The following is a 13,799-nucleotide window of genomic DNA, read 5'->3' as shown; positions in this document are numbered from 1 at the left end:
TTTTAAAAGTTATAATTTAATCGGGCGAAGTAACTTCTGCCGTAGAATAGATTTTGTTGGTTGGCTGTCGCGTTATGTCCATCTCCGCTTTGTACGGTATTTCTGATGGTACTTACATCAAAAATGTTTTTAATTCCTGCGCTAAGCTCCAGATGATTGTTAAAAAATGGCTGGCTTACCGTAAAATTCAGCATGCTGAAATCATCTATTTTCCCTAACACATATTGTCCCGCATCTAAAGGATCCTGAGCGTTTGGCTGGTGGGTAAACATTTTTTTAGTTCCGGTGTATTTATAGTAAAGGGCAAAAAGCGTTTTGGTATAGGGTAAGGTATAATTCGCTGATAAATTGGCTTCTGCGTAAAAATTGTAGTCATCAGGTGACGTAAGATGACCGGTATTCAGCACCTGTGAAATTCCCAAAACAGAAACTCCTGCATTCAATGACAGGTCACCTTTTTTGGCTGTTACAGAGCCTCCGAATAGTAAGGATTTGTAATTATCTACATTGAGATAGGTATATTGTAACGGGCTGTTGCTGATAATCACACTTTCAATTCTGTCCTTCACATCAAGGTACATTCCTGAAGCACTGAAGTTGAATCTCCAGTTATTCGCCGTTGCCGTAGTATAATCCCAGAATATCCCTGCCGAATATCCCGTTTCAGGCTTTAAATTTTCATTTCCTCTGATATCATGGTTGTTATCCACCATATAGGTATATAGTTCATCATAAGTCGGGAAACGATTGGCTGAACCGAATACCAAACGGATATCTGAATTTTGTGTGGTTTTAAACCTTGCTGTTGCTGAATAGTTGTATTGGGAATCAAACTTATTGCTTAACGCTAATCTTACTCCGGGACGTAATGACAACCAGTTATTGACATTCCATTCTGCGGAGATGAAGTTGGCATAATTGAAAATAATCCTGTTCACATCATCATTTCCGGTGCTTCCGAAGTCCCCGATTTCACCACTCGCAAAACCTTTTGTCCTGTCAAGCTCATACCCTATCTGGAAATTAACTTTCTCACTATCTAAAAAGTTGCTGAACATTCCTCTGGAATACATTACTTCAGATTGATAATAGGTGAAATCTTCTCCTCTTGAAAGTTCCTGTCTGTTAGGAACATCATACTGGTATTCCTGTTTTTTTCTTTCCTGTGTCTGGTAAGAAAAATCCCCGTTATAATTGATTCTTGAGCCTAGCTTTGTCTGAATATTGAACTGATGGATCCATCTTTTTGTTTTATAATCAGCATCATTGGCAACATAGGTTCTGTTTCCGCCGCCTAAGTATAATTCTTCAATCACAGGATTATACACATTAATCTTCTCCGTAAGAAAATTGACTTTATAGTAAAAAGTGGTGTTATTTTTATGGTACCGAATGGATGCGTTGGTCGTTAACTGGTCTTTCGGTTGCCAGTCGTACCCTCTCAACCCGTCATTATTTTCGCTGAAATATTTATAACCGTTATATCTTCCCTTGAACCCCTGAAAATCATTATGGTTAATATCCGCTGCAATCGTCCAGTGATCATTGATCTTATATCCCAGGTTTAAAAACTGGATGTGACGCCCGTTTCCTTTTTTGAACCAGTCATAATCTTTACCTACCGTTTCTTCCTGCAGAGAAGCTACTCCTGTGAATTTTTTGCTGTAATTTTTCTTCGTAATGATATTAATAATTCCTGCAACGGCATTGTTTCCATATTCTACTCCCATTGAACCTTTCACAATTTCAATACGCTCGATATTATTGACATTTAATTTGGTGAGGTCAACCATATTTCCCATTCCCTGATCGCTTACCACAGGAATATTATCGATAAGAATTTTAGTGTATTCCCCTGTAAGCCCCATTATATTGGCACTTGAATCCCCGGAACCCCTGCTCGGTTCAATGAGAATATTCAGATTCTGATTAAGCACTTCTGCGGCAGTGGTTACTGCCATATTTTTGATTTGCTGCGCATCGATAACCTCAACTTTATAAATGGATTTATTTATGGACTGCTGCATGTATTGACCCGTGATGACCACCTCTTCTATTTTTTTCTGATTAAGAGTATCTTTTTCCTGTGCATGTATCCATAGAACAGCGGATAATGATAGAATAGAAAGCACTTTCTTCTTCATAATAGCAAAAAAATTTTCGACAAATATAAAACTTTATTTAGAATAATTAAAAATAATTATATAGTTTTGTAGAATAATTCTAAATAAAAATAACGTTATGAAATTGAAATTACTTTTAGGAACTTTAGTGCTTTCAACCATTTCAGCCCAGGCACAGCTGGCAACAATTGATGAGAATTTTGATAACTTTACGATTGGTACAAGTGCCACCTGGCCACAGAACAACTGGTCCAGAGTTCAAAGCGGATCCGGCCCGTGGGTATATGCAGACGGAACCACAGACAAACACATTCAGTACTACAGCTTCTTTACCAGCAATACGGCCGGATATCTCATTTCTCCACAGATTATAGCACCGGATGGCAGCAAGACCTTATCCTTTAAGGCCGCTATTACGGGAGGTTCTGCCGGTGGAGCAACAGGTACCGTAGAAGTAGGACTGGTAGACGGTATAAATTCTTCAGAAATGCCGTCATTTACTCCCATAGGAAATGTCATTACTTTAACCTCTGCAGACACTACGTATTCATTTACGGTACCTGCGTCCACCAAGCAATACATCGCTTTCAAAATCACAGGAAGTGCACAGCATACTGCCATCCAGCTGGATGATGTTGTATATGCTTCAACTGCTACTCTGGGAGTATCCGATCAGGTAAAATTTTCAGACCATGATATCCGGTTTGCTCTGAATGCCGAAAATACAGCGTTACAATTTGTTACAAGAAAAGAGGTTAAGAATGTCATTATTTATACCGCTAACGGTCAAAAGGCTGCTGAAGGTAAGCTTAACAGCCAGAGATTCGATATCAGCCAGCTTCAAACGGGTGTGTATTATATCCTCATTGAAGCGATGGATGGTTCAGTACTTAAGACAAAATTCATTAAAAAATAAACTGCAATTCTTGCCAACCATTAATACTTTCTATTTTTTCTAATAAAAAGGCAGTTTCAAATTACTTGAAACTGCCTTTTACCATGAATTAAACCAAAGTTTAATATATTTTAAATCCTCTGTAAACCTGCGTTGAGCTTTCCATCATTCTTGATGCATCCCTGCGGAAATTCAAAAGATGATCCTGCCCGAGATGATTGCCGTGATGTTCCGTGCTTTCCCATAATTCGATCAGGAAAAATGTTCCTTTATTGTCTTTGTCTTCTATAAGGTCGTATTGAAGGCAGCCTTCTTCTTTTCTTGTTTCTTTCACCAGATTTTGGAAAAGCTCTACCGCTTCCATCAGATAATTTTCATTAAACTTAAAAAGCGCAATGATATGTAAATTCATGTCCTGTTTTTTTAATGGTGTAAAAGTAGAATATTTCAAGGGTGCAACCTTTTTTTACAATCCATAGTTTTCCACAATGAACAAAAAATTAATTGAAAACCGACTTATAAATAGTTATGCAGCTCATCACCATCACCAATGTTCCAATGATCAGGAACATATTCTTTACCGGTAATTTTGCGGTAAGCATTGCTGAAAAAGGTGCCGTAATGATGCCTCCTATCAGAAGCCCCAGAATAATATTCCAATGCTGAATTCCCAATGTAAAGAAGAATGTGATAGCCGCAGTAATGGTTAAAATAAACTTCGCTACGGTAGAGCTGCCCACTGCAAATCTGGGGGTAAACGAATTCTTGATTAAAGTCCCCGTTACCAACGGGCCCCACCCTCCTCCGGCAAAGGAATCTATAAAACCTCCGAGAAGTCCGAGCCTCGTTAAATTGGTTTTCCTTTTCAATGCTTTATTCTGCTTTTTCTTAAATGCATTTCTGAAAATCTGAAACCCAAGATATAAAGTATAAAAAGCAATAATTGTTTTGGTAACTTTCGCATAATATTCTCCAAAATAAGTCAAACATAAAGCTCCGATAATGGCACCAATAATGGCCGGAATTGCCAGTTTCTTAACAAGGCCTTTACTTACATTTTTAAGTCTGATATGACTGATGCTTCCCGCCGCGGTTGTAAAGCTTTCCGCCGAATGTATACTTGCGCTTACAATATGAGGCGGAATATTCAGGAATAAGAGTGTGGTAGTACAGATAACGCCATAGCCCATTCCCATAGATCCAGCCACTATTTCTGCAAAAACCCCGACTAAAAGCATCCAGTAAAAAATGTAATTGTCTTTAGCGAGAATGTCAGAAAGCTCATCCAGGTAACCTAACTGATACATGGAAAAAACAGCAGCCGATATAATGGCGATGGCTATAAAAAGAACATTCAGCCTTATCTGGATTTTTCTGGAGATTACCATATTCTATTCATCATTTATTGATTTGAAGCAATACAAATATGAAATAAAATATTTATCCTACCAAATCAGTGGACTAAATATTCAAAAAAAAGGATTTTTATCAGTCGACCAAATCCATTAAAGTTTTTGTTTCCAAAATATTCAGGGAAGCATCCCGGACTTCTATCAATACATCATGAAGTCCGCAGTGATCTTCATTGCAGTCTTCACATTTTTCGTAGAAATTCAGGCTTACACAGGGAAGTAATGCAATAGGTCCGTTTACCAAACGGATGATTTTGGCAAGCTTCACATTTTCAGGATTTTCTTTAAAAAAATATCCGCCGCCTTTTCCTTTTTTACTATCAAGAATGTCTGCTTTTTTGAGCTCGAGCAGGATGTTTTCTAAAAACTTTAAAGGAATTTTCTTGTATTCCGCAATTTCGGAAATAAGAACCGGGCCTTCATTCCTTTTTTCTACCAGGTATGAAAGTGCCTTAAAAGCATATTGAGATTTTTTTGACAGCATTACAGCAAAAGTAATAAAATTGTTTGAAATATGGAGGCTGGAAGTTGCGAGTAGGAAGTTAGGAGTAATTTCAGGCTTCAGACAAGCTTCCTCTTCCTTCCTCCCGCTTCCAACTTCCATCCAAAATACCTATTTTTGTTTTTATGTTCAGTAAACAGGAAGCCCAACAATTAAAAAAGGAATTTTGGACCGCTTTCGGAAAGTCTTTTCCGAGAAAATGGATCTTATACGATACTAAGGTTAAAGATTTTTCTTTTAAGTTTTATGCCGATAATAAAAAGGCGGAAGTCTCCCTGGATATAGAAATGAAGGATGAAATTTTCCGGAATGCTTATTATGAAAAGATCTGGTCACTGGAAGACATCCTGAAAGACTTTATCGGTGATTTCCAGAAAGAGGAATATTTTACATTGGAAAATGGCAAAGTGATCAGCAAGATCTGGATTGAGAAACACGGCGTTTCTATTTTCAATAAGAATACATGGCAGGAAATTTTTGAGTTTTTTGTGGAAAAAATGGATGGTTTTGAGCGGTTTTATTATGAATATGAGGATTTTATAAAAGATGTCTAAAATTAGCTTATGACAATTATTCTTGAATTGCTTTTCAGATTGCTCTTAGGAATCTTTTATCTGATTGCTGAAATAATCTTCCAGGAATTTATTTTGGGGACTATCCGTTTTATCTTCAGGAAAATCAATCAATTATTCAAAGCTATATTTTAGTCATGAACACCCAGGAACAAATCGAAAACTATATTTCCAGTCAACCTGAAGCCAAACGCAACGATATGCAAGAACTCCACGATCTTATTCTGCAAATCATGCCGGAATGTAAGTTGTGGTTCCTGGATGGCAAAAACGACAACAATAAAACGGTTTCCAATCCCAATATTGGCTACGGATCTTACACAATGCACTATGCAGGTGAAAAAACGAGGGAATTTTACAGAATCGGGATGAGTGCCAATACAACAGGTATTTCCATCTATATTATGGGGATTGAAGATAAAAAACACTTAGCCAAAACCTATGGTGAGAAAATAGGAAAAGCGAGTGTGACCGGATATTGCATTAAATTCAAAGCGTTTAAAGACATTCATCTTGAAGTGCTTGCAGAGGCAATACGGTATGGAGCTGAACAGGATCTATAATTGTTTATCCAACCCTTTTAATGTCGTTTTTGCCAAATGGCAAATGTTTTTACATTACCTTTGTTTATCTTGCCTGTATGAAAGATTTATTTGATTTTATTTTAAGGTTTGGAAGCCTGAATCAGCAGCAAATGGACCTTATTGCAAGTAAGGCGACAGAACTGCATCTGCCTAAGGATGAGTATTTTTCAGAAGCGGGAAAAATCGCCAGACAGGTGGGATTCCTGGTAGACGGTATTCTGAGGGTCTGCTATTACAACAACAAAGGAGAAGAAATTACCAAATACTTCATTGATGAAAATAATCTGGTGGTGGATCTGGAAAGCTTTGATAATGAAATCTGTTCCAGCTCTTATGTGGAAGCCGTTACAGACTGTAAGCTTATTGTCTTTCAAAGAAAAGACTGGCTGGAACTTTTGCAAACCATCGTAGGTTGGGATGCCATTGTGCATAAAATTACCTCACGGGCATTGATTCAAAAAGTAGAAAGAAGAAGCCCGCTTGTTTCCGAAGATGCTACCACCCGCTATCTGAAGTTTCTGGAAATCTACCCTAATGCCGTCAACCGCATTCCACTTTCCTATATTGCTTCTTATCTGGGCGTTACCCAGTCTTCCCTGAGCCGGATAAGGAAAAATATACGCTGAAAGCACTTTTTGCCAAATGGCAAATGTTATCCTGCTTAATTGACGGAATTTTACACCAACAATTAAAACAGAGAAAATGCAAACAGTATTTATTACAGGAGCCAACAGAAGCATTGGCCTCGAAACCGCAAAACAGCTTTCAGCAAAAGGATTATTCGTTTACCTGGGAAGCCGTAGTCTTGAAAAAGGCGAAGCCGTTGTCAAAGAACTCAATGAAAAAGGATTTCAAAACATCAAAGCCATTGAAGTAGACGTCACCAACCCCGATTCCATCTTACAAGCCAGAAATATTGTTGAAAACGAACAGGGAAAACTGGATATTCTTATCAACAATGCAGGGATTTTGGGTGTAAATCCGCAAACGGCTTCTGAAACTTCCGTTAATGATATTAAAGAAGTGTTTGAAACCAATTTCTTCGGGGTCATCAATGTTACGCAGGCCTTTTTACCTCTTTTGAAAAAGTCAGACAACCCGAGAATCAGTAATATTACTTCAGGACTGGGTTCTTTAACCTTACACAGCGATCCGGAATGGAAATATTATCATGTAAAAACCGCAGCTTACGGACCATCAAAATCAGCTTTGAATGCCTATACAATTGTTCTGGCCTATGAATTAAGAGACCTTCCGTTCAAAGTGAATGTCATTGATCCCGGTTATACCGCCACAGATTTCAATGCACACAGCGGACCCGGCTCTGTGGAAAGTGCAGCATCTTTTATTATCAAACATACTTTGACTGATGAAAATGGGCCCACAGGTCAGTACTTCAGTAATGATATTGAGGATGAAACAGGAATAAGTCCCTGGTAACATGTAAAATAAAATAAATAAAGAGAGACCTTTGTGTTTCTCTTTTTTATTAAAAACAGAATCATCCACGATTCAGATACATCATTCGTTGATTCGGCTACATTTTCCATCTTACAACGCTCCATCTTTGTACCATCAATTAAAACAAATAAAAATATTTAAAAATGGAAACAAAAAAAGTATGGTTCGTGACAGGAGCGTCAAAAGGTTTAGGACTTTCATTAGTTAAAAAACTATTATCTGAAAATTACCGTGTAGTTGCTACCACCAGAAATGCGCAATCCTTAATTTCTGAAATCGGGGAAGCTTCCGGGAATTTTTTACCGCTTGAAGTCAATTTAACAGACAACAACGATGTGAAATCCGCCATTGCGAAAACAATTGATGCTTTCGGACAGATCAATGTCGTGGTGAACAATGCAGGGTACGGACAAATCGGGACTTTGGAGGAACTTTCGGATGAAGAGGCAAGAGCGAATTTTGACGTAAATGTTTTCGGAACCTTAAATGTAATCAGAAATGTGATGCCTTATCTTCGCAGTCAACAATCCGGAAACATCATCAATATCTCTTCCATCGGAGGATTTTCCGGGAATTTTCCGGGTTGGGGAGTCTATTGTGCCACCAAATTTGCCGTAGCAGGATTTACTGAAGCATTGGCTGAAGAGACAAAAGATTTCGGAATTCATTCAACCGTGGTATATCCGGGATATTTCCGTACGGATTTCCTGAACAAAGGTTCCATAAAAACGCCTGAAAATCCTATTGAAGCTTATGAGACGGCAAGAACCCTGGAACAAGCACATCTTAATGACATCAATGGAAACCAGCCGAATGATCCGGACAAAGCCGCAGAAGTTCTGATCGAGATCAGTAAGCAGGCCAATCCGCCGGTGCATTTCTTATTGGGTGTGGGAACAACCGATTACCTTGATAAAAAGATTGAAATCATGACCAAAGATGCCCAGGATTGGAAAACTTTGACAGAAGCAACTGCGATTTAATTCAAATTTTTGAACCATTAAGATTTTCAAACGCAAAGAAGTCTTCATAAAGTATATTTAAAAGGGAGCAAAGGATTCAATCAATAAAATTGATTGTAATAAGCTAGCTTCATCAGCGACGTAGTTGCTATGCTTTGCACTCTTAAAATAATAACGGATAGAAATGAAAGCTTTGCGTTTTTGAACCATTAAGCTGCAGTGAAGTAGTTAAGAGTATTAAGAGAGACTCTTCATTATGCTTTGCTTCACTGCTTAATGGTTCAAAATTTTTCCGGGATTAAAATTAATTAAATACCTTAGTCATTATGAAAGAGACATTCCGCTTCCATTCTATTTCAGATTTTCATGCCTTCTGTGGTCTTCCGAATCCTGAACATCCGCTGATCAGCCTGATCGATTACAGCAAGGTAAAATATCCCGTGAACGATCATGAGCTGAAATGGGTGCAGAACTTTTACTCCATCGGCCTGAAACGCAATGTGAACGCCAAGTTCAATTACGGGCAGCAGGAATATGATTTTGATTCCGGGGTATTGTGTTTTGTTTCTCCGCTCCAGTTTTTAAGCCTGGAAATGAAACCGGAGGTGGAAGTGGAACCCACCGGATATTTATTACTGATTCATCCTGATTTTCTTTGGGGAACTTCCCTGATCAGGAAGATAAAATCTTACGAGTTTTTCAGCTACCAGATCAATGAAGCACTTTTCCTTTCGGATAAGGAAGAGAGGATCATTGTGGATCTATTTAAAAACATTGAAAAAGAATATCAGACGAATATTGATAAGTTTACGCAGGATCTCATTGTAGCCCAGCTTGAATTATTCCTGATCTACTCCGAACGTTTTTACGAACGCCAGTTTTTCACCCGGAAAAAATCCAGCCATGAATTGCTGGTAAGGTTTGAGGAAGTTCTTTCCCAATATTTCGACAGCGGAAATCTTCTCGAAAAAGGAATTCCTTCCGTAAAAACCATCGCCGAACAGATGAATATTTCCCCGAATTACCTGGGAACTTTATTGCGGATCCATACCCGGCAAAATACACAGCAACATATCCAGAACAAAATCATTGATTCCGCCAAAGAACGCCTGAGCACAACGAGTCTTTCGGTGAGTGAAATTGCCTATGAATTGGGATTTGAGCATCCGCAGTCTTTCAGTAAGCTGTTTAAGCAGAAGACTAACCAATCGCCGGGAGAGTTTAGGAAATTGTTTAATTGAAAGATCTGACGAAGGAAGAATCTCATTTAATATTCTTAACTCCTTTACCCAAAACCTTAATGGTTCAAAACGCAAAGTTTCATTTCTATCCGTTATTATTTTAAGAGTGCAAAGAATAGCGACTACATCGCTGATGAAGCTAGCTTCTTACAATCAATGTATTGATTGAGTTACTTTGCTTACTTTTATCAATATGCATGATGAATATTTCTTTGCGTTAAATAAAAGCTTACAACGAAGTTCTTCTTACTATTTTTAACTCCTTTACCCAAAATCTTAATGGTTCAAAAACGCAAAGTTTTCATTTTCTCGGTTATTATTTTAAAATGCAAAGAATAGCGACTACGTCGCTTATAAAGCTCGCTTCTTACAATCAATGTATTGATTGAGTTACTTTGCTTACTTTTATCAATATGCATGATGAATATTTCTTTGCGTTAAATAAAAGCTTACAACGAAGTTCTTCTTACTATTTTTAACTCCTTTACCCAAAATCTTAATGGGTTCAAAAACGCAAAGCTTTCATTTTCTCGGTTATTATTTTAAGAATGCAAAGATTAGCGACTACGTCGCTGATGAAGCTTGCTTCTTACAATCAATGTATTGATTGAGTTACTTTGCTCACCTTGATCATCAGCAGCAAAATATTTTTCCTTTGCGTTAAAAAAATTTATCCCACATACCACAGATTCCAACATTTTGCCTCATTTTTGTCTATATTTGTACAAAGCACAGATAAAAGAACGTATATGGAAAAGCTAAGAAATCTAAGAAAACAAAGAGGATACACCCAGGAATATATGTCTAAGATCATCTCCACAGATGTCTCCAACTATTCCCGAAAAGAAAATGATGAAGTAAGAATCTACGACGATGAATGGGAAAAACTGGCCAAAGCTTTAGGCGTTCCGGTGGAAGAGATCAAGGAGGAAAAGCAAACAGCTATAGTACATAACAGCCACGACAATACCACTTTTAATGGTAATTCCGGTAGCTATTTTAATAATTTCAATGGTATACCGAATTCTATTGTAGAAAACTTGCAGAGCTATATTAAAATTTTGGAAGAGAAGATTGTGACTTTGATGGAGGAGAATGAGAGGTTGAAAAAATAAATACAGAAAAAATATATAAAATGAGGGAAACCGTAAGGTTTCTCTTTTTATTTAAAAACTTATTTCATGTTTAGAAAGATTCCAAATATTTTGTTTTAAAGCAAATTACTAATTTTGTAATATGGATGTTTTAACAACAGAACAACGAAGAAAGAATATGCAAGCCATAAAAAGCAAAGGAACAAAGGATGAGGTTCTTTTGGCTAAAACATTATGGAAACTTGGATATCGTTACAGAAAAAATAATAAAACTGTTTTTGGAAAACCTGATCTAACTTTCAAAAAAAATAAACTTGCAATTTTTGTTGACAGTGAATATTTTCATGGAAAAGATTGGGAAACAGAAAAATTCAGGATTCAAACTAACAGAGATTTCTGGTGGAAGAAAATTGAACAAAACATTAAACGAGATAAAATTGTAAACGAGGAATTAACTAAAAGTGGTTGGAAAGTTTTACGGTTTTGGAGCAAAGATATTCGAAAAAATTTAGCATCTTGCATAATGAAAATTGAAGAAAATTTAAAAGGATGATGTTGAAATACACCGAAGTAAAAGAAGAACTTAATATAAACATTGACAAGCACTTAAATGATGGTTTTGCGGCTTTAACACATTATTGGCAAAATCATAAAAACGGCGTATCTCAATATTTCAAACCTGCTGCAAAAGAATATTTGCAAAGAGAAATTTTATCTACTATAGAAGATCCTGATCAACTATATATTCCTTTTAAATTTGATATTCCCTTTCCTCCAAAACAAAATCCTAAATTTAAATTTATAGATTTATTTGCCGGAATTGGAGGAATAAGACTTGCTTATCAAAACGCCGGTGGAAAGTGTGTTTTTACAAGTGAATGGAATAACTATGCAAAAAAAACTTACGAAGCTAATTTTGGAGAAGTCCCTTACGGAGATATAACCGAAATTAATGAGAAAAACATACCTGATCATGATGTTTTATTAGCCGGATTTCCTTGTCAGCCATTTTCTATTGCAGGAGTCTCCAAAAAAAATTCTCTGGGGAGAAAACACGGATTTTTAGATGAAACACAAGGAACTTTATTTTTTGATATCGCAAGAATTTTGGATTACAAAAAGCCAAAAGCTTTTATGTTGGAGAATGTAAAAAATCTTGTTTCTCATGATAAAGGAAATACATTTAGAGTAATTAAAAACACCTTAACAGAGTTGGGGTATTCTATTCATTATAAGGTTTTAGATGCAAAGCATCTTGTTCCACAACACAGAGAGAGAATAATTATTATAGGATTTCGAAACGATATTTTTAACGGTAATGAGAATTTCGAATTTCCTAACCTTCCCAAACCAAAAGCTAAAATTAAGGATATTCTGGAACCGATTCCAGACCTAAAATATACTTTATCTGATAAACTTTGGAACTACCTGCAAGATTATGCAGCAAAACATAAAGCAAAAGGAAACGGATTTGGCTATGGGCTTACTGATTTAGAGGGTATTTCAAGAACAATGTCAGCAAGATATTATAAAGATGGGGCAGAAATACTTATACCGCAGGAAGATTCAAACCCACGAAGATTAACTCCAAGAGAATGTGCAAGACTGCAAGGATTTCCAGATAGTTTCATAATCCCTGTTTCTGATAACCAAGCATATAAACAATTTGGAAACTCTGTTGCTGTTCCACTAATTCAAGCTGTTGCAAAACAGTTGGTAAAAGTTTTGGAAGATTATGGAAAATAGTATTTTAACTGAAGTAGTCCAATCAGTACAAAATTCTGAAATTGCATTTTCAAAATTTATAACAGCAAATGATACCGGAGCAACTGGCGGACATCAGGCTGGATTCCATATGCATAAAAAGAGTTGGCCATTATTTTTTGATTCTGAAGGTCAAAAAGGAGAAAATAAAGATAAATTTGTAACAATAAAATGGCAAAATAGTTTTGAGACACAAAGTAGGTTTATCTATTATGGAACTGGTACAAGAAACGAATACAGATTAACGAGATTTGGAAAAGGATTCCCATTCCTTCAAGACGAAAACATTGGAGATTTACTTGTAATTGCAAAACAATCTGAAGAATTTTACGAAGCATTTGTTCTTCATTCTGATGATGATATAGACGGATTTTTAGCCGCACTCAATATTTCGACCACAGAAATAAACGGAATAATTCCAAAACAAGTTGAACAAACAGCAGAAAATAAGCTTATTGAATGCTTTAATGCTTTTATTTCTACTTTAACTGTTAGTTTTCCAACAACAATTGAACTTGCAACTAATGCCAGAAATTGCTATAATAATTCATATCATATAACTTCACAATTAATACAAACAAATCCTGATAAAGAAATTTTGCAATGGATTAATGCTGAGTTTCAACTTTTCAAAACACTTGAAAATAATAGATATTCTGAAAGGATTAAATCACCTTTTACATCTGTAGAAGAACTTGTTGAAGTTGCGAATACTATTTTAAATCGAAGAAAAAGCAGAGCTGGAAAATCATTGGAACATCACTTAGCTGAAGTTTTCAATATTTTTGATTTGCATTATGAAACTCAGGCAGTAACTGAATTTAATAAAAAACCAGATTTCTTATTTCCAAGTGTGGAAGCATACAGAAATCCTGATTATAATGAAAATAAGTTAATAGTTCTTGCGGCAAAAACAACTTGTAAAGACAGGTGGCGGCAAGTTCTAAACGAAGCTGACAGGATCAAAACAAAACATTTATTTACCTTACAACAAGGTATTTCTAAGAATCAACTTGAAGAAATGTATAAATACGATGTAAACCTTGTTGTTCCCAAACCTTATTTAGATAGTTTTCCAAGAGAATTCAGAGATAAGATTTTAACACTAGATTCTTTTGTAAAAAAAGTCAGAAATTATCAAACATAAAATTTAAATGGATAAATAAAAGAGAAACCTCCCGGTTTCTCT

General features: G+C 36.3%; 16 protein-coding genes. 12 read left to right on the top strand and 4 right to left on the bottom strand.

Annotated features, from left to right (window positions below; all coding sequences use genetic code 11):
* Positions 1-2 precede the first annotated feature (2 nt).
* Positions 3-2,144 (bottom strand): TonB-dependent receptor plug domain-containing protein, encoded by a 2,142-nt coding sequence (locus BCF58_RS09225; RefSeq protein ID WP_121461505.1) that lies wholly within the window; start codon positions 2,142-2,144, stop codon positions 3-5.
* A gap of 97 nt (positions 2,145-2,241) precedes the next feature.
* On the opposite strand from BCF58_RS09225, the gene BCF58_RS09220 reads away from it, so the two are divergent.
* Positions 2,242-3,039, top strand: a complete 798-nt coding sequence (locus tag BCF58_RS09220; protein WP_121461504.1) for a T9SS type A sorting domain-containing protein — start codon at positions 2,242-2,244, stop codon at positions 3,037-3,039.
* A gap of 100 nt (positions 3,040-3,139) precedes the next feature.
* Here the strand turns inward: BCF58_RS09220 and BCF58_RS09215 are convergent, their stop codons facing one another.
* The 3 genes from BCF58_RS09215 to BCF58_RS09205 all read right to left on the bottom strand — a co-directional run bounded on the left by BCF58_RS09215 (position 3,140) and on the right by BCF58_RS09205 (position 4,914).
* Complete coding sequence (locus tag BCF58_RS09215; RefSeq protein WP_121461503.1) at positions 3,140-3,430, bottom strand: putative quinol monooxygenase; 291 nt, start codon at positions 3,428-3,430, stop codon at positions 3,140-3,142.
* A gap of 88 nt (positions 3,431-3,518) precedes the next feature.
* On the bottom strand, positions 3,519-4,406 hold the full coding sequence (locus BCF58_RS09210) for a sulfite exporter TauE/SafE family protein (protein WP_121461502.1): 888 nt from the start codon (positions 4,404-4,406) through the stop codon (positions 3,519-3,521).
* 100 nt (positions 4,407-4,506) lie between these two features.
* Positions 4,507-4,914, bottom strand: coding sequence for an RrF2 family transcriptional regulator (locus tag BCF58_RS09205; RefSeq protein WP_121462021.1), 408 nt, complete (start codon positions 4,912-4,914; stop codon positions 4,507-4,509).
* Between the two features lie 143 nt (positions 4,915-5,057).
* Between BCF58_RS09205 and BCF58_RS09200 the strand changes: the two genes are divergently transcribed.
* From BCF58_RS09200 to BCF58_RS09155, 11 genes are all read left to right on the top strand, one after another.
* Positions 5,058-5,486: a DUF4268 domain-containing protein gene (locus tag BCF58_RS09200; RefSeq protein ID WP_121461501.1), complete on the top strand. Its 429-nt coding sequence runs from the start codon at positions 5,058-5,060 to the stop codon at positions 5,484-5,486.
* Positions 5,487-5,495: 9 nt separating this feature from the next.
* Positions 5,496-5,639: a hypothetical protein gene (locus BCF58_RS17385; RefSeq protein ID WP_170148997.1), complete on the top strand. Its 144-nt coding sequence runs from the start codon at positions 5,496-5,498 to the stop codon at positions 5,637-5,639.
* A 2-nt stretch (positions 5,640-5,641) separates the two neighbouring features.
* Positions 5,642-6,067 carry a DUF1801 domain-containing protein gene (locus tag BCF58_RS09195; RefSeq protein WP_121461500.1) on the top strand — a complete coding sequence of 142 codons (426 nt, stop codon included), beginning with the start codon at positions 5,642-5,644 and terminating at the stop codon, positions 6,065-6,067.
* Between the two features lie 77 nt (positions 6,068-6,144).
* The gene (locus BCF58_RS09190) at positions 6,145-6,714 is read left to right on the top strand and encodes a Crp/Fnr family transcriptional regulator (RefSeq protein ID WP_121461499.1); all 570 of its coding nucleotides are present in this window, start codon (positions 6,145-6,147) and stop codon (positions 6,712-6,714) included.
* Positions 6,715-6,790: 76 nt separating this feature from the next.
* Positions 6,791-7,528 carry an SDR family oxidoreductase gene (locus tag BCF58_RS09185; protein WP_121461498.1) on the top strand — a complete coding sequence of 246 codons (738 nt, stop codon included), beginning with the start codon at positions 6,791-6,793 and terminating at the stop codon, positions 7,526-7,528.
* 164 nt (positions 7,529-7,692) lie between these two features.
* The gene (locus tag BCF58_RS09180; RefSeq protein WP_121461497.1) at positions 7,693-8,532 is read left to right on the top strand and encodes an SDR family oxidoreductase; all 840 of its coding nucleotides are present in this window, start codon (positions 7,693-7,695) and stop codon (positions 8,530-8,532) included.
* Between the two features lie 305 nt (positions 8,533-8,837).
* On the top strand, positions 8,838-9,752 hold the full coding sequence (locus tag BCF58_RS09175) for a helix-turn-helix domain-containing protein (RefSeq protein ID WP_121461496.1): 915 nt from the start codon (positions 8,838-8,840) through the stop codon (positions 9,750-9,752).
* Between the two features lie 749 nt (positions 9,753-10,501).
* Positions 10,502-10,867: a helix-turn-helix domain-containing protein gene (locus BCF58_RS09170; protein ID WP_121461495.1), complete on the top strand. Its 366-nt coding sequence runs from the start codon at positions 10,502-10,504 to the stop codon at positions 10,865-10,867.
* 121 nt (positions 10,868-10,988) lie between these two features.
* The gene (locus BCF58_RS09165) at positions 10,989-11,399 is read left to right on the top strand and encodes a very short patch repair endonuclease (RefSeq protein WP_121461494.1); all 411 of its coding nucleotides are present in this window, start codon (positions 10,989-10,991) and stop codon (positions 11,397-11,399) included.
* Entirely contained in the window at positions 11,396-12,592 is a 1,197-nt protein-coding gene (gene dcm / locus BCF58_RS09160) for a DNA (cytosine-5-)-methyltransferase (protein WP_121461493.1), read from the top strand. The genes BCF58_RS09165 and dcm overlap by 4 nt, the downstream gene beginning before the upstream one ends.
* Complete coding sequence (locus BCF58_RS09155; RefSeq protein WP_121461492.1) at positions 12,582-13,757, top strand: type II restriction endonuclease; 1,176 nt, start codon at positions 12,582-12,584, stop codon at positions 13,755-13,757. The genes dcm and BCF58_RS09155 overlap by 11 nt, the downstream gene beginning before the upstream one ends.
* The last annotated feature ends 42 nt before the right edge of the window (positions 13,758-13,799 follow it).

Origin of the sequence: Chryseobacterium defluvii (assembly GCF_003634775.1) — a bacterium.
Taxonomy (GTDB): Bacteria; Bacteroidota; Bacteroidia; order Flavobacteriales; family Weeksellaceae; genus Chryseobacterium; species Chryseobacterium defluvii.
The sequence above is the reverse complement of the archived record's forward strand: the minus strand, read 5'-3'. Positions and strand labels throughout refer to the sequence as shown.